Origin of the sequence: Bacillus tuaregi (assembly GCF_900104575.1) — a bacterium.
GTDB lineage: Bacteria > Bacillota > Bacilli > Bacillales > Cytobacillaceae > Bacillus_BD > Bacillus_BD tuaregi.
Genome location: NZ_LT629731.1, coordinates 1745460 through 1760934, shown reverse-complemented (window position 1 = coordinate 1760934; position 15475 = coordinate 1745460). Strand labels below are relative to the sequence as shown.

General features: G+C 39.1%; 17 protein-coding genes. 1 reads left to right on the top strand and 16 read right to left on the bottom strand.

Translation table 11 applies throughout. The features are described from left to right. Positions 1 to 71 precede the first annotated feature (71 nt). The 14 genes from hypE to ilvA all read right to left on the bottom strand — a co-directional run bounded on the left by hypE (position 72) and on the right by ilvA (position 13083). Positions 72 to 1076, bottom strand: a complete 1005-nt coding sequence (gene hypE / locus BQ5321_RS10710; protein WP_071394485.1) for a hydrogenase expression/formation protein HypE — start codon at positions 1074 to 1076, stop codon at positions 72 to 74. Continuing rightward, on the bottom strand, positions 1076 to 2188 hold the full coding sequence (gene hypD / locus BQ5321_RS10705) for a hydrogenase formation protein HypD (protein WP_071394484.1): 1113 nt from the start codon (positions 2186 to 2188) through the stop codon (positions 1076 to 1078). The genes hypE and hypD overlap by 1 nt, the downstream gene beginning before the upstream one ends. Beyond that, on the bottom strand, positions 2160 to 2396 hold the full coding sequence (locus tag BQ5321_RS10700) for a HypC/HybG/HupF family hydrogenase formation chaperone (protein ID WP_071394483.1): 237 nt from the start codon (positions 2394 to 2396) through the stop codon (positions 2160 to 2162). Before BQ5321_RS10700 ends, hypD begins: the two co-directional genes overlap by 29 nt. After that, the gene (hypF, locus tag BQ5321_RS10695) at positions 2365 to 4680 is read right to left on the bottom strand and encodes a carbamoyltransferase HypF (protein ID WP_071394482.1); all 2316 of its coding nucleotides are present in this window, start codon (positions 4678 to 4680) and stop codon (positions 2365 to 2367) included. The genes BQ5321_RS10700 and hypF overlap by 32 nt, the downstream gene beginning before the upstream one ends. Further along, a complete protein-coding gene (gene hypB, locus BQ5321_RS10690) occupies positions 4659 to 5324 on the bottom strand; it encodes a hydrogenase nickel incorporation protein HypB (RefSeq protein ID WP_071394481.1) in 666 nt (221 codons plus the stop codon). The genes hypF and hypB overlap by 22 nt, the downstream gene beginning before the upstream one ends. Then, on the bottom strand, positions 5324 to 5680 hold the full coding sequence (locus BQ5321_RS10685; RefSeq protein WP_071394480.1) for a hydrogenase maturation nickel metallochaperone HypA/HybF: 357 nt from the start codon (positions 5678 to 5680) through the stop codon (positions 5324 to 5326). Before BQ5321_RS10685 ends, hypB begins: the two co-directional genes overlap by 1 nt. Then, complete coding sequence (locus BQ5321_RS10680; RefSeq protein WP_139187787.1) at positions 5673 to 6134, bottom strand: hypothetical protein; 462 nt, start codon at positions 6132 to 6134, stop codon at positions 5673 to 5675. The genes BQ5321_RS10685 and BQ5321_RS10680 overlap by 8 nt, the downstream gene beginning before the upstream one ends. Continuing rightward, positions 6116 to 6604, bottom strand: a complete 489-nt coding sequence (locus BQ5321_RS10675; protein WP_071396864.1) for a HyaD/HybD family hydrogenase maturation endopeptidase — start codon at positions 6602 to 6604, stop codon at positions 6116 to 6118. Before BQ5321_RS10675 ends, BQ5321_RS10680 begins: the two co-directional genes overlap by 19 nt. Beyond that, the gene (gene cybH, locus BQ5321_RS10670) at positions 6594 to 7364 is read right to left on the bottom strand and encodes a Ni/Fe-hydrogenase, b-type cytochrome subunit (protein ID WP_071394478.1); all 771 of its coding nucleotides are present in this window, start codon (positions 7362 to 7364) and stop codon (positions 6594 to 6596) included. Before cybH ends, BQ5321_RS10675 begins: the two co-directional genes overlap by 11 nt. A 12-nt stretch (positions 7365 to 7376) precedes the next feature. Continuing rightward, complete coding sequence (locus BQ5321_RS10665) at positions 7377 to 9098, bottom strand: nickel-dependent hydrogenase large subunit (protein ID WP_071394477.1); 1722 nt, start codon at positions 9096 to 9098, stop codon at positions 7377 to 7379. After that, positions 9098 to 10165, bottom strand: coding sequence for a hydrogenase small subunit (locus tag BQ5321_RS10660; RefSeq protein WP_071394476.1), 1068 nt, complete (start codon positions 10163 to 10165; stop codon positions 9098 to 9100). Before BQ5321_RS10660 ends, BQ5321_RS10665 begins: the two co-directional genes overlap by 1 nt. A 197-nt stretch (positions 10166 to 10362) precedes the next feature. Beyond that, the gene (tatC, locus tag BQ5321_RS10655; protein WP_071394475.1) at positions 10363 to 11124 is read right to left on the bottom strand and encodes a twin-arginine translocase subunit TatC; all 762 of its coding nucleotides are present in this window, start codon (positions 11122 to 11124) and stop codon (positions 10363 to 10365) included. Positions 11125 to 11444: 320 nt separating this feature from the next. Then, the gene (locus BQ5321_RS10650; RefSeq protein WP_071394474.1) at positions 11445 to 11648 is read right to left on the bottom strand and encodes a twin-arginine translocase TatA/TatE family subunit; all 204 of its coding nucleotides are present in this window, start codon (positions 11646 to 11648) and stop codon (positions 11445 to 11447) included. Between the two features lie 166 nt (positions 11649 to 11814). Next, positions 11815 to 13083, bottom strand: coding sequence for a threonine ammonia-lyase IlvA (gene ilvA / locus BQ5321_RS10645; protein WP_071394473.1), 1269 nt, complete (start codon positions 13081 to 13083; stop codon positions 11815 to 11817). Positions 13084 to 13601: 518 nt separating this feature from the next. Between ilvA and BQ5321_RS10640 the strand changes: the two genes are divergently transcribed. Further along, the gene (locus BQ5321_RS10640) at positions 13602 to 13901 is read left to right on the top strand and encodes a hypothetical protein (RefSeq protein ID WP_071394472.1); all 300 of its coding nucleotides are present in this window, start codon (positions 13602 to 13604) and stop codon (positions 13899 to 13901) included. Between the two features lie 38 nt (positions 13902 to 13939). Here the strand turns inward: BQ5321_RS10640 and BQ5321_RS10635 are convergent, their stop codons facing one another. Next, positions 13940 to 14434 carry a dihydrofolate reductase gene (locus BQ5321_RS10635; RefSeq protein ID WP_071394471.1) on the bottom strand — a complete coding sequence of 165 codons (495 nt, stop codon included), beginning with the start codon at positions 14432 to 14434 and terminating at the stop codon, positions 13940 to 13942. 33 nt (positions 14435 to 14467) lie between these two features. Next, positions 14468 to 15424: a thymidylate synthase gene (locus tag BQ5321_RS10630; protein ID WP_071394470.1), complete on the bottom strand. Its 957-nt coding sequence runs from the start codon at positions 15422 to 15424 to the stop codon at positions 14468 to 14470. Positions 15425 to 15475: the final 51 nt, after the last annotated feature.

Here is a 15475-nt window from a genome sequence, read left to right as displayed (position 1 = left end):
GTGCTTTTTTATTCCACGGATAAAAACTAGATATATTATATTTTTATAAAATAATTCTATGATTTCGAGTACTAGCATATTCGAGGAAGCATAACACCTGCAAGCCGATTTAATCTCCGCTTTGTACCAAGCGGAGTTTCTAATAACAAGTAACCAGTAGCCTGATCTGTCCTAACAACCCTGCCAATACATGCGGCATCCTTTCCTTCGGGATGAGCTTTTAACGTCTGGATAACAGCTTCTACTTTATCATTTGGCACAATTAAGATGGCTTTACCCTCATTAGCTAAATAAAGCGGGTCGAAGCCAAGTAAATCACAAGCACCTTGAACCTGCTCCTTAATTGGAATTGACTTTTCATCCATTACTAGTGTAAGGGCAAAATCCTCAGCAATCTCGACAAGTGTAGTGGCAAGGCCCCCTCTAGTCGGATCTCTCATAATCCGCACTTCACCTGCCGCCTTAACAGCTGCCTCCAACATGGTATTTAATGACGCACAATCACTTACAACCGGTGCCTGGATTCCTAAATCACCGCGTGCTGTCAGAATAGCAACTCCGTGATCCCCTACCGTCCCGGTCAAAATAATCGCATCATCCTCTTGAAAGAAAGGTCTGACGCTTAGTTCTTCAATAATACCTATTCCTGTTGTATTTATGTATACTCCATCGCAGCTGCCTTTTTCCACTACTTTCGTGTCACCAGCAATAATGGATACGCCTGCTTTTTTTGCTTCTTTTGCCATATCCTTGACGATTAACTCTAAATTCTTTACTAAAAATCCTTCCTCTATTACAAAACCACAGGTTAAGTATAACGGTTTAGCCCCACTCACAGCAAGATCGTTGACTGTTCCTGCTACGGCTAGCTTCCCAATGGAGCTTTCCGGGAAAAATATCGGCTTTACAACAAAGGAATCTGTTGTCACAGCAATTTGATTAACCGGCAGCTGCAAATAGGAAGCATCAAACATTGCTTCCTTATCATGACCAAAATTCTTTACAAATAAATCACGAATAAGCCTGTGACTTAATTCTCCACCATCTCCATGGGCAAGACTAATTACTCTATCCATTATAAACTCTCCCTCATATATTGATAATATGCTGAACAACTTCCTTCTGATGACACCATACAAGGACCGATAGGATGTAACGGATGACAAGCTTTTGCAAATAATGGACACTGATTAGGCTCAATAATTCCCCTAATCACTTCACCACAACGACATTTTGTTTTTTTAATCGTTACCTTATGTATAGGAAATTTCTTTTTAGCATTATAGAAATCGTATTCTGCCTTGAAATCCAGACCGCTTGCTGGAATAATTCCAATTCCCCTCCATGCTTCATCACAGGTAGTAAAATATTGATTCATCAAACCCTGTGCTACTCTATTTCCTTCTTTTGTGACAACAGAGGAATGGTCATTTAGAATAGCTGCTTTTTGAGATAATGAAAGGTCAAGCAGCTTATTGATACCACTTAACAGCTCCGCAAGCTCAAAGCCGGTTATAACCCCTGGAATTTGATATTCCTGAGGCAAAAAAAGGTACGCATTTTCTCCGAGCACAATTGATACATGCCCTGGGAGAATAAACCCATCAAGCTGTATTTCCCCCGCATTTAGTAAAAATCGTAAGATGGGTTCAACCAGCTTAGTCGTCATCCAAATTGAGAAATTCTTTACTTGCTTTCTCTCTGCTGTTTGGACTAATAAAGCAAGGATGGGAATGGTCGTTTCAAAGCCAATTCCGAGAAAAATGATCTCTTTTTCAGGATTTGCCTCCGCAATGGCAATCGCGTCTATAGGAGAATATAAAACTCTAATATCTTTACCAGCCGTTTTCTCCTCCATTAATGATCTTTTTGACCCAGGTACACGCATCATATCTCCAAATGTACAAATAATCGTATCTTCATTCTGTGCAAGTCCAATCATACTATCAATAGATTCCTGTGCTGTAACACAGACAGGACAGCCTGGTCCCGAAATGAGTTGAACTTTATCCATTAACGCTTGCTTAACACCCGTTTTAGCCAGCGCCATTGTATGGGAACCACATACCTCCATAAAAACGGGCGCCCGTCCGTATTTCTGTTGAAAGTGCTCCGCTTTTTGCAGAACAGCCTCTAACATGGGTCTGCAAATTTCTGGATTATTCGAATGCAGCACTGTTTCGAGCATTTGAAAACTTCCTCCATTCCTCAGCACTTTCCTTTGCATACTGTTCATCAATTACCGACATTGCCTGCCCTGCATGGACAATGACATAATCACCCACCTTTACTTCGGGAACAAAGATAATGCCAACAGTTGTCTGCGAACCCATGACATCGACTTGTGCACTGTACTCAGATAACTCAATGATTTTCGCGGGTACTCCTACACACATTTTCAGCCCTCCTTTTTGCAGCTGCAGCCATTAATTGTCCATACGATAAACCACCATCATTACAAGGAACCTTCTGATGAACAAAAGGTTCAAAATGCATATTCTTTAGTTCTTCTTGTAGTCTTTTCCTTAAATAGCGATTATGGAAGCTGCCACCCGATAAGACAACACGATTAGTGTAATCTGGATGACATTGTTTTAACTGGATTAAGCAGCGGGTAATGCTTTGAACAAGTGTTTCATGAAAAGACGTGCTAATACTAACTAGGTCACGCCCCTTACTAATATCCTCGCAGATTTCTAGAAGCATAGAAGAAAAGTCAAACCGCAAAAGGCGGTCAGATGAATCAAGACGATAAGCGTAGACCGTTTTATCTCCCTCAATATCCGCATATTCTGAAAGCCGAATGGCTGCTTCTCCATCATACGTCGAAACCTTACAGATTCCAGTTAGCGCTGCTACTGCATCAAACAGTCTGCCACACGTTCCTGCATGGGCTGTATTAACCTGCTTTTCTATCATATTCTGTAAAACATTAATTTCATGCTCCCGCTCGGGAAATCTTTCTAAACAAATTGATTTTCCTTCTTCGCCATGTAGTGACAGTATCATCCCCACTGCATTTCGCCAAGGCTCTTTGATACACTTTTCAACTCCCGGCAGTGGTGTATACGTTAAATGAGCAAGCCGCTCAAACTCACTACTATCACCATAAAATACTTCAAAACCCCAAATATTGCCATCCAAGCCAAAACCGGTCCCATCCAATATGATGGCAAATACCTTTCCATCCAATTGGTTATCAGCGATACAGGCGGCCATATGGGCATGATGATGCTGAATCTCAAGCACATTCTTAAATGGATACTTTTCTACTAAATAACGAACATTATAATAGGGATGCATATCGATAACAGCTGTATCTAATGGAATGCTGATCCATTTTAACAAATGATCAAGCTCCTGCTTGTAATGATTAAGTGTTTCTTCATTTTCTAAGTCACCTATATGCGGTCCAATGAAAACCTGTTGATTACGACCGATTGTAAACGTCGTTTTTTGTTGTCCTCCAAAAGCAACGATTCCATGAACATCCTGTTCAGTTGTATAGGGATCTGGAACATAGCCTCGTGAACGCCGAAAAAAATCTATACCGCCTGAGGCTACCTGCAGCACGGAGTCATCGACTGGATGAAGAATTTCTCGATTATGTGTCAAGATATAATCTGCGATTCCATGTAAATAATGAAAGGCTTCCAGATCCTTATACAAAATTGGTAATCCAGACGGATTGGCGCTGGTCATTACCACGTTTTTCACTTGACTGCTTTGAAGCAGCAAATGATGTAGCGGTGTATACGGTAGCATTACGCCAACTGTATTCATTGCTGGCGCAATTTCAGATGACAAAATATCTTGGTTATTTTTACTTAAAACAACAATAGGTGCCTCAGGGCTTGTCAATCGTATTTCCTCTTCACTAGACAAAATAGAAAACCTTTTTATTTCATCAAGAGAAGCACTCATGATAGCTAACGGACGCACCGGTCTGCCTTTTCGCTCACGTAATAACTGGACTGCTTGTTCGTTTGAGGCATCACAACAGAGGTGATAGCCTCCAAGTCCTTTAATGGCTATAATCTTTCCCTCAGCTAACAGCACTGAAGTCAATGCAATTGGATCAGCTGTTATGATTTCTTCACCATCAATGGAAAGTAGACTTACCTGCGGGCCACAGGTTGGACAAGCAACTGGCTGGGCATGATGGCGCCGATTAGTCGGATCCTGGTATTCTTTCTCACATTCAGGACAAAATGCGAATGATCCCATAGATGTATATGGACGATCATAAGGAAGTTCTTCTATGATTGTATACCTTGGTCCACATTGGGTGCAGTTTATAAAGGGATACTGATAGCGAAAGTCCTGTGGGTCCTTCATTTCAGTGAGACATTCGTTACAGGTTGCAGAATCAACTGGAATCACAAGCATGGAGGTACCTTTTCTTTCGCTTTCAATAATCGAAAAGGTATTTACATTCTGCCACTCTGCTAGCTCCACCTGTACATCATCTATCCTAGAGAGCCGTGGTTTACTCGGTTTTAACTCAGCTAAAAAACCATTTATGTCCTTTAATTTGCCTTCGATGTGTATCTTTACACCATCCATATTATTTTGAACGGTTCCAGCTAAAGACCATTTAGCTGCTTGTTGAAAAATGTACGGACGAAAACCAACACCCTGCACTCTGCCTTGGATAATTACTTTTCTTGCTTCACGCATAGACGATAAGCCTCATCAATCCAGGAAAACCAACTGCTAAGGCCTTCCTTTGTTTTTGCAGACACACTAAGAAGCTTGGAGGCAGGGTTGATTCCCTCTAAATCAGAGATTGCAGTAGGTACATCAAAATCTAGATATGGCAGTAAATCCACTTTATTTAATAATACTAATTCTGTCCGCATAAACATGATTGGATATTTAGGAATTTTATCATTTCCTTCAGGGACACTAAGTACTACAACTTTATGATTCTCTCCTAAGTCATAGCCTGACGGACATACGAGATTACCAACATTTTCAATAAATAATAAATCGATATCATCTAAATCGAATTCAGCCAAGGTGGCCGCAACCATCCGTGCATCCAAATGACAGCCCCCATGTGTATTAATTTGCACTGCCTGAGCACCTAGAACCCTTATTCGGTCTGCATCACGCTCTGTTGCCAGGTCACCCTCTATGACGGCAATTCGATAGCGAGGAGATAAGGCTCTGACGGTTTCTTCCAATAATGTCGTTTTCCCAGCACCAGGTGAACTCATAATATTAATAACCAGTGTATTGGTTTCTTTAAATAACTCCCGGTTAAATTCAGCTGCTTTGTTGTTGTTTGTCAGGATATCTGTTCTTAAGGTGACTTTCATTATTGCCTCTCTCCTTCATAAGATAGAATTTGAAACGTTTCTCCTGCTGTCATTTTCCCTGAAGGAAAATGACATTGAGGGCAAAACGACAGTTTTTGACCCGGCTTGTAAATGGTATGACATAATACGCATTCAGCCAGAGCTTCTTCTATATGTATTAGTAATGTTGCACTAGTCGTGAATAGACTAGGATTTTGTTCCTTGTATACAGCAAATGCCATTTGTAAGGCATCAGGCATGGCATTGCTCAATTCACCGACAATGATTTCAACTACGGTTAATTTCTTAATTCCCTTTGAATGGGCGTCTTCTTGAACAATGTTTAAGATATCAGCCATCAATGCCATTTCATGCATATGAATCATCCTGTACTCTATTTTTTAACGCGATATAATAGCCGTCCTTTTTCTTTTTCAAGGGGTACTCTTTTAATATTAGACTATCAAACTCTTCCTTATTTTCGATTGATAAATGCTTTTCACAGTTCAAGCATTTACAGATTTTTTCTTGCATCGATATATGAAGTAACTGAGAACAAGCCGGGCAAACACCGCTGTATGCATATAGTGTTTTCGCTTTATGCATAACAATCACTGGCTGCCCTTTTACAAATTTTTGTTCCAACCCTTCAGCCATAGGCTGCTCGTTCATTAGAAAAGACCACTCGACACCAAGTAACTGATCTGCTGCCTGATTCATTTTGACGATATCATCCTCTAGTATCGGCTCGTACACAGCATTTACTGTTTTAAGAAAACCTGTCTTCATTTCCTTTAGAAAATCCAACCGATTCATTGTGATATTCTCCATTCATGAACCTGCTCTTTAATACGCTCAATTAGATACGGAAGCTGCTGTTCATTCATTGGCGAAAGCCCAACGCCAAGCTCTAAACATGTAGGCTGCATTCCTATTAAGGCAATATGCTTTGGATATCGGTTCCTTAACTTGGCAGCATATAAGACCTCTTGAAAGCCTAGCTGATGGATTGACATTTTCAAGCCTATATAAGCTGGAATGTCCTCACCTAGCAGTGTAATAATTGTACCGCCTTTTTTTCCAGCATTAATCGCATCAATGACAATTAAATAATTGGTATCCTCTACCGGTCCTAAAAGACGCAGTCCGTCAGTTGTACCATCAATATATTCTATTCCTGGTATATGTTCTAATGCCTCCTCGATGAGGGGTAAGGCATGAATGCCTATTCCCTCATCTTGATAAAGTGTGTTGCCAATACCTAGAATGGTAATTCTAATATCCTGTTGATTACTCTTCATCTGATGCACCATCATTTAGCACCTTTTTCGATTCAGTTTTATATCCAGTAAAAATGGAGGACATAGTCCCATTGCGTTGCATGTAATCTTCACGGAATGCCATATAGATATGGACAACAACAAAAACCATAAATCCCCAAGCTGCTATATGGTGCCACGAACGCACGTCATAACTGCTGCCCCCAAATATAGATGGAACCCAGGCAAATATTTTTCCGATAAAAGACTCAGGCTGGGGCTCGACGTACATCGAGAAACCGGTAAGAATCATAATAATCGATCCAAGACCTATAAAAATCCAATAGCTTAATTGTGCCAGCGGATTATGACCTACATAATGCGGCTTTTTATTTTTCAAAAATAGATAATATTTTACCGTTTCCAAAGTCTCTTTCCAAAAACTTGCTTTAAATGGATTCGAGGTGGAAAATTTATTACCTTTTAAGGTCCAATAAAGACGAAATAATAGATTTACAGAAAAGAGAAAAGCAGCAAAGAAATGAATATACCTTACCCATCCCATGACAAAAGAATAATAGGCTTCTTCATGAACTGACGCACCAATAATTGGATTTCCAATAAATAGGCCAGTGACCATTAAAAGGAAGATAGCAATAGCATTTAACCAGTGAAAGATTCTTACTGGTAGCTCCCAGACATACACTTTCACCACATCATGCTTAACAGCTGTTACCTTTGGTTCTCTGCTTCTTTTCATTACAACCTTTTTATTTCTTTGAAGCGGTGTTGGCATTGACATTTTACAGCCCTCCTAGCCAATCCTTATTTCCGTCAATTCATTACTTTCTAAGTCAGTTAAATGAACTGCACACGCTAAACAAGGGTCAAAGGAATGAATAGTCCGAATAATTTCAAGCGGTTGATCCTTAACAAGCAGCGGTGTACCTTTTAAGGATGATTCATAAGCACCAATATTATTTTCTGCATCACGTGGTGTAGCATTCCAAGTGGTTGGAACAACAGCTTGGTAGTTTTTCGTTTTTCCATTTTCAATTTCAACCCAATGGCCTAATGCTCCCCGTGGTGCCTCTATCCAGCCAACACCCTTCGCATTTTTCGGCCATGTATTAGGCTCCCATTTAGAACTGTTGAACGTAACCTGATCACCATTTTTAATATTGGCTAGCAGCTTATCCATATCGTTTCTCATCCAATCACTAATCAAAACGGATTCAAGACCACGGGCAACGGTTCGTCCCAATGTTGAATGCAGAGCGCTAATCGGTAATTCTAATTTTTGCAATGTACTATCGACCAGGTTCACAATTTCTTCTTTCCCTGCTGCATAGCCAATCATGATACGTGCAAGCGGACCTGTTTCCATTGGCTGTCCTTTCCAGCGTGGCGCCTTAATCCAGCTGTATTTTTCATCTGTATTTAAATTCTTATAAGGCGCTTTAGGACCCGTATAATTTAGCGAAGTTTCGCCCTCTGATGGATGCTTTCCTTCCTTGCTGTCTTTTCCATCATAGGTGTACCAGGAACGGTCGATGAATTCTTGAATTTGAGATGCATCCTTTAAATCCACCTCATGTATCTCATTTATATTGCCATTCAAAATGACTCCACTTGGCATTCGGTATTTACTCTTGTCATAATGGTCACCCATTGAAAAATCACCATATGAAAGATAATTATTTATTCCTCCACCATAAGTCCAATCCTTGTAATATGAACCGATTGCTAATAAATCTGGAATATAGACTTGATTGACAAATTCCTTTGCCTGATCAATTAATTGAGAAATATGCATGAGTCGTTCTGCATGAATCCCATTGTCACTGTTAATATCGATTGGAGTAGCCATGCCACCGACGACATAATGTGGATGTGGGTTTTTCCCGCCAAGAATCGTTTGGATTTTCACGATTTCCTTCTGCCAGTCAAGAGCTTCTAAATAATGAGCAACTGCCAACAGGTTTACCTCTGGAGGAAGCTTATAGGCTGGATGTCCCCAGTAACCGTTAGCAAAGATTCCAAGTTGTCCGCTGTCAACAACCTTTTTGACTTTATTTTGGATATCCCGAAAATAGCCTGGTGAAGACTTCGGCCAATTTGAAATGGACTGAGCAATTTTTGCTGTTTCATTTGGATCAGCACTTAATGCACTCACAACATCTACCCAGTCTAAGGCATGTAAATGATAGAAATGGACCACATGGTCATGGACAAATATAGCCTCATTCATAATATTTCGAATAAGCTCAGCATTTTCCGGAATTTTAATATCTAGCGCATCCTCAACTGCACGAACGGACGCCAATGCATGAGTGGACGTGCAGACACCACAAATCCGCTGCACAAAAGCCCATACATCACGAGGATCTCGGTCTCGTACAATCAGCTCAATTCCCCTGACTGCGGTACCAGAACTAAATGCATCTTGTATCACTCCGCTATCATCTATGTCAGCCTCTACTCTAAGATGACCCTCTATCCTTGTAATTGGATCAACTACTATTCTCTCACTCATTATTCTTCACCTCGTCGATCATCACTTTTCTTCTTTATGACCGTTCCAGTTGCATGTGCAGCAACACCAGCTGCTGTTACACCTAAAGCAGCAAGACCGATTTTATCGATATCTGCCGTTGTTTGCGTACCTGGAATCTTAGCCCGTCTAACAAAGAATGGTCCATTATCCCAGAAGCCTTTTTCTGAGCAGCCAATACAAGGGTTACCAGACTGAATTGGGTAGCTTACACCGCCATTCCATCTCATTTCTGCACAAGCATTATAGGTGGTTGGACCCTTACATCCCATCTTATATAGGCAATAGCCTTGCTTTGCTCCTTCATCATCAAAGGATTCTACGAATAAGCCAGCATCAAAATAGGCTCTCCGATTACATTTATCATGAATACGGTGTCGATAAAATGCCTTCGGTCTTCCTGCTGAGTCTAATTCAGGAATTTCGCCAAAGGTAATAATATGGGCAATAACCCCAGTCATCACTTCAGCAATTGGTGGGCAGCCTGGAACGAGAATGACAGGTTTATTACTTACAATGCTCTTTAATGGCTTTGCACCAGTTGGATTTGGTTTTGCGGCCGGAATTCCTCCCCACGAAGCACAGCTACCATAGGAAATAATGGCTTTTGCATCTGCAGCTACTTCCAAAAGGCTTTCCTTTGCATCAACGCCACCAATCATCGTATAGCCAGAATCAGGTATACTGCCTTCCACCGCTAGCACATACTCGCCCTTATAGTTTTCGATGACATGTTTGAGTGCTTCTTCTACCTGAAAGCCGGAAGCTGCAGATAATACCTCCGAATATTCAAGCGAAATAAAATCAAATAATACACTTTCTGTCTTTGGATGTGTAGAGCGAATAAAGGATTCTGAACATCCGGTACAATCCTGAAACTGGAGCCAAATAACCGGCACTCTGGCGTTTGTTTCTAATGCGTTTACTACTTTGTTTGACTGCGTGTAATCTAGCCCCATCGTTGCTGCTAACGCGGTGCACATCTTCAAGAAGTCCCTTCTTGATATGCCATGCTCCAAAGCAGTTTCATAAACTGTTGGTCTTTTCATGACCGGGATCCCCTTTCTGTAAGTTTATTTGAAATTTTCTACTATCATCCTAAATTTAACATATTTGTGAAACATTTAAATTAAATTCAAAATTTTGTAACTTATTGTTCTTAACTGTATTTTTCTATTGTTTATATTGTTAACTTCTATAAATATAGAAAAAAGACTTCGATCCATATCGAAGTCTTTTTTCTATTTTATTCATTTATTACATCATCATCATAGCCAAGTTCTGCTGCTCGCTGCTTTTCCTTTTTTAGTTTCCTTTTATATACGAACTTTGACAAATTCACACTGATTTCATATAGAAATAATAATGGAACGGCCACAAGAAAATCCGACATGAAATCTGGCGGTGAAATGAAGATTGCAACTACGATTAAAGCAAAATAAGCATATTTTCGAACCTTTGTCAGTACGTATGGATTCACTATACCTAAAGATGTTAAAAACATTAACACGACAGGAAGTTCAAAAAGTACTCCAAACGGTACTGTGGTTGTTAAAATGAAACGAAAATATTTTTCAGCTGTAAAATTAGTAGCCATCATATCTCCACCAAGTTCTATTAGGAAGCTCATAATGGTTGGAAAAATGACGAAATAACCGAAACAAAGTCCTAATATAAATAAGAAAAACAAGGCTGGTACGTATGATAGTGACACTTTTCTTTCAATCGGCTTCAAAGCTGGTTTGACAAACAACCAAATTTGTAAAGCCAGCACTGGAATGGTTCCTGCAATAGAAATAACAGTGGCAATCATAAAATAAACCCAAAGGATATCACTAGGTCCCAGTACAATTAACTTGACATCCAAATCTTTTGTCATCCATTGATAGAGCTCTTCAACAAAAACAAAGCCGACAATGAAAAAAACAATAAAAGCAGCAACTGTAATAATGAGTCGTGTTCTTAATTCATCTAAATGATCAACTACATTTAATTCTTTATCTTCCATCTACTTCCCCTGCTTTTTTCTTTTCTACCGAAAAAGTGTAGGACCTGTAACTTAATCAAATTCGCCCGTCGAATTTGCGTCCGGATTACCTGAGCTCGCTCGGGTAAACTACCTTTAAAATATCCGTGACATCCGCCGGAGGCTTAACTTCATTCAGCCGGGGTTTAAACCCCCACTGAATCGAAGAACCTTTTGCATTCATCTCCCACTTGTAGAAGTAGAGGACTTCTGCTGAATGAAGTTAAAGTTTAAGCTGTCCCAAAATGAAGTAAAATACCATTTTTTATAGAAGAAAAAAGGTGTAAGAATAATCCTACACCTTATTTAGTCACATTTTTCACTTCTTTTTTTACATCTTCTACTTCATCCATAACATCGCTTGTAAGATCGCGTGTAGATTTTTTAAATTCACGTAAGGTTTGACCAAATGCACGCCCTATTTCAGGTAACTTCTTTGGTCCAAAAATAATAAGTGCTAGAATAAGGATTAATATTAAACCGGGAACACCTATATTTGATAACATATCATAACATCTCCCTTTGTTATTACTTGTCTTACTACCATGATTATATTACATTGCCTACTGTTTTTGGGAAATGAACGGTAAATTTTCATGTAATCTTCACAAAGTAAATAAAACCTTTACAATGTGTGATGATTATCATTTTATTATTCATGAAAATCTGCCGTTAGATTAATAAATGGAACAGCGTGCTGTCATTATTAATTTCAGTATACGAAAAGCCTTTTTTCTGCATTCTGTCAATTAATCCATTATAATCATTTTTACTTTTCAATTCAATCCCAACTAACGCAGGCCCATTGTCTTTATTATTCTTCTTAGTATATTCAAAACGAGTAATATCATCATTTGGTCCAAGAACTTCATCTAAAAACTCTCTTAGTGCGCCTGCACGTTGTGGAAAATTAACGATAAAATAATGTAATAACCCTTCATATAGAAGCGATCTTTCTTTAATATCCTGCATCCTGCCGATATCATTATTGCCTCCACTAATCACCAATACAACTGTCTTGCCTTTTATTTGATCCTTATAAAAATCAAGTGCAGCAACAGGCAGTGCACCTGCAGGTTCAGCGACTATCGCATGTTGATTATATAATTCTAAAATAGATGTACATACTTTTCCTTCTGGAACAACAATAATATCATCTAACAGATCTTCACAAACCGCAAAGGATTTTTCTCCAACACAAGCTACTGCTGCACCGTCGACAAAGCCATCAATCGAATCCAGCTGTGTAACTTGATGATTTTCAATCGAAGTTTTCATTGAAGGAGCTCCTGCGGGCTCAATTCCAATCATTTTCGTTTCTGGCGATACGCTTTTCATATAGGTGCTCATCCCGGACATTAATCCGCCGCCACCAATACTACCGAAAACGTAGTCAATTTTTTCCTCGCAATCATTTAAAATCTCAACAGCTACCGTACCTTGACCTGCCATAACCTTTTCATCATTAAATGGATGAATAAACGTTCGACCTTCTTCTTCCGCGCAAATAACAGCCTGATTATAGGAAGCATCAAAGGTGTCACCGGCCAAGACGATTTCAACATATTCTCTTCCATGCATCTCAACAGAGCTAATCTTTTGTTTTGGAGTTGTTGTTGGCATGAAGATTTTTCCTTTAATTTTCAATTTTCTGCATGCATATGCAACACCTTGAGCATGGTTTCCCGCACTTGCACAAATAACGCCGTTAACAAGCTTTTCTTGTGGAAGCATTTTAATGGAATAATACGCTCCGCGCAATTTAAAAGAGCGAACAACCTGTAAATCCTCGCGCTTTAAATAAATATTACACTCATATTTTTCGGATAATCGTTCATTTTTTTGCAATGGCGTTTGGGTAACGATATCTTTCAGATGCTGGTATGCTATGAGAATATCCTCCACTTGCAACCATTTCTTTTTCATAACTTTCTGTTCCATACCTTCACCCTCAATTCATTCTGTGTATCCTAATATTTTAATCAGTACATTATAACATGAATTTTGAGATTTTCCATTACTCTTTCATAATATAAATAAAATTCTGTTAGCTATTAGTATTAATATTTATCAAATTCGCCCGTCGAATTTGCGTCCGGATTACCTGAGCTCGCTCGATAAACTACCTAAAAAAAATCCGTGACATCCGCCGGAGGCTTAACTTCATTCAGCCGGGGTTTGAACCCCACTGAATCGAAGAACCATTTGCCTTTATCCCCCACTTGAAGAAGTGGAGGACTTCTGCTGAATGCAGTTAAAATAACGTTCATTTAGAAATATATAATAATATTTTCTATGAATGATAGGTTTGATTACAGAGAAAAATGTCTGAATTCGTTGAATTATACCTTTAATATGTGATATATATGTTATACAAGGTAAAAATATTTTTAATTATCTATATCTATTAATCGTTTATAATAATAGTAATATAGTAAATGTTTGGGAGGATATATGAAATGAGTAAGCTTAAAACAGCAGAAATGGTTGCAGATATGGTTGGATTGGATTATGGATATGTAGTTGAAGCAATTGAATATTTTAAAACCATTGACGAAGCCTTTAATTGGATTTTCCTTTCAGAAGAAAACCCGCTCCGACCATATACACAAGAACAATTAATACAAAAACTAGCTTCCGTGACAGTTGAGGAAATGCAGGAGCTAAATGCAAAATCACTTGCTGAATATATGGTAATCGATGCAGATCATACTTATTTAACACCATATGGCGTCGCTTACATTCGTATTACACGATAATCTAATAAAAAGAAAGCAACCCTTCGGCTGCTTTCTTTTTATTTTCCTTCTGTACTTCGTTCATAAACCGCAAAAAAGTAATCATATGGATTTTTTTCATCCCTTAGACCTTTTTCCTCTGATACCAATCTCCAATCGGATTCAGGAAACTCAGGAAAATATGTATCACCAGCAAAAGTATCCTTTATTTTCGTAATATAAAGGCGTTTTGCCAATGGAAAGGTTGCATTAAATAGCTCTGCACCTCCTATAATGAACACCTCTTCATCATCGTCGGCAAACTGTTTTAGATCCTCAATTGAATGTATAACTGTACAACCATCCTGGCTATAGTCTTGATTGCGTGTGACAATGATATTATCTCGACCTGGTAAAGGCTTCCCAATCGATTCGTAAGTATTTCTCCCCATAACGATTGGGTGCCCCATCGTCACCTTCTTGAAAAACTTCAAATCTGCTGGTAAATGCCATGGCAGCTGGTTATCTTTTCCGATAACCCGGTTCTGATCCATAGCTACTATAAATGAAATCATCCTAAACCTCCTCATACACTTCTTATTCCGTTTCTACACAGCAACAGGAGCTTTAATGGATGGATGTGGGTCGTATCCCTCCAAGGAAATATCCTCCATTTCCATTTCGAATAAAGACTGTTTCTCTTTATTGATAATAATACGAGGAAAAGGCTTTGGCTCTCGTGAAAGCTGTGTTTCAATTTGCTCGATATGGTTGCTGTATATATGCGCATCCCCGATGGTATGAACAAATTCACCTGCTTTTAGCCCGCATTCATGTGCAATTAAATGTGTCAAAAGAGCATAGCTGGCAATATTAAATGGTATACCTAGGAAAATATCACCGCTTCTTTGATAGAGCTGACAGCTTAATTTCCCATCATGTACATAGAATTGAAATAATGTATGACATGGAGGCAGTGCCATCTGCGGTGTGAATTCAGGTGACCAAGAAGAGAGAATAAGTCTCCTTGAATCAGGATTTTTTTTTATTTGCTCAACCAAATCCTTTAATTGATCAATCGTCTCACCTGTTGTGGTTGCCCAAGCACGCCATTGCTTGCCATAGACAGGTCCTAGCTCACCGTATTGAGCGGCAAAATCATCATCCACAAGGATTCGATTAATAAACCATTCCATTTCCTTTTCATATTGCTGACGAAAAGCCTCGTCATTCTGACTTTTCAAGCCGAAATCCTTCATATCTGGACCCCTATACTCATCACTTTCAATCCAGTTTTTAAAGGCCCATTCATTCCATATATGGTTATTTTGCTGAAGCAGATAACGAATATTTGTATCCCCTTTAATAAACCATAGTAATTCGCTTGCGACTAGACGAAAAGGAATTCTCTTTGTCGTCAATAGAGGAAAGCCTTTTTCCAAATCGAATCTCATTTGATAACCAAAAACAGATAAGGTTCCTGTGCCTGTCCGGTCACTTTTTTTATTGCCGTTTTCTAAAACATATCGGCACATATTTAAATACTCATACTCTGGATGCAGCAATTCATTACACTCCCTTTTGAAACTCATGACTTGTTACGACTGTTGCCGCTT

What these genes read in the sequence shown, in the direction of transcription:
- hypE (WP_071394485.1), bottom strand. Translation starts at nt 1,076, where the DNA reads ATGGATAGAGTAATTAGTCTTGCCCATGGAGATGGTGGAGAATTAAGT.
- hypD (WP_071394484.1), bottom strand. Translation starts at nt 2,188, where the DNA reads ATGCTCGAAACAGTGCTGCATTCGAATAATCCAGAAATTTGCAGACCC.
- BQ5321_RS10700 (WP_071394483.1), bottom strand. Translation starts at nt 2,396, where the DNA reads ATGTGTGTAGGAGTACCCGCGAAAATCATTGAGTTATCTGAGTACAGT.
- hypF (WP_071394482.1), bottom strand. Translation starts at nt 4,680, where the DNA reads ATGCGTGAAGCAAGAAAAGTAATTATCCAAGGCAGAGTGCAGGGTGTT.
- hypB (WP_071394481.1), bottom strand. Translation starts at nt 5,324, where the DNA reads ATGAAAGTCACCTTAAGAACAGATATCCTGACAAACAACAACAAAGCA.
- BQ5321_RS10685 (WP_071394480.1), bottom strand. Translation starts at nt 5,680, where the DNA reads ATGCATGAAATGGCATTGATGGCTGATATCTTAAACATTGTTCAAGAA.
- BQ5321_RS10680 (WP_139187787.1), bottom strand. Translation starts at nt 6,134, where the DNA reads ATGGAGAATATCACAATGAATCGGTTGGATTTTCTAAAGGAAATGAAG.
- BQ5321_RS10675 (WP_071396864.1), bottom strand. Translation starts at nt 6,604, where the DNA reads ATGAAGAGTAATCAACAGGATATTAGAATTACCATTCTAGGTATTGGC.
- cybH (WP_071394478.1), bottom strand. Translation starts at nt 7,364, where the DNA reads ATGTCAATGCCAACACCGCTTCAAAGAAATAAAAAGGTTGTAATGAAA.
- BQ5321_RS10665 (WP_071394477.1), bottom strand. Translation starts at nt 9,098, where the DNA reads ATGAGTGAGAGAATAGTAGTTGATCCAATTACAAGGATAGAGGGTCAT.
- BQ5321_RS10660 (WP_071394476.1), bottom strand. Translation starts at nt 10,165, where the DNA reads ATGAAAAGACCAACAGTTTATGAAACTGCTTTGGAGCATGGCATATCA.
- tatC (WP_071394475.1), bottom strand. Translation starts at nt 11,124, where the DNA reads ATGGAAGATAAAGAATTAAATGTAGTTGATCATTTAGATGAATTAAGA.
- BQ5321_RS10650 (WP_071394474.1), bottom strand. Translation starts at nt 11,648, where the DNA reads ATGTTATCAAATATAGGTGTTCCCGGTTTAATATTAATCCTTATTCTA.
- ilvA (WP_071394473.1), bottom strand. Translation starts at nt 13,083, where the DNA reads ATGGAACAGAAAGTTATGAAAAAGAAATGGTTGCAAGTGGAGGATATT.
- BQ5321_RS10640 (WP_071394472.1), top strand. Translation starts at nt 13,602, where the DNA reads ATGAGTAAGCTTAAAACAGCAGAAATGGTTGCAGATATGGTTGGATTG.
- BQ5321_RS10635 (WP_071394471.1), bottom strand. Translation starts at nt 14,434, where the DNA reads ATGATTTCATTTATAGTAGCTATGGATCAGAACCGGGTTATCGGAAAA.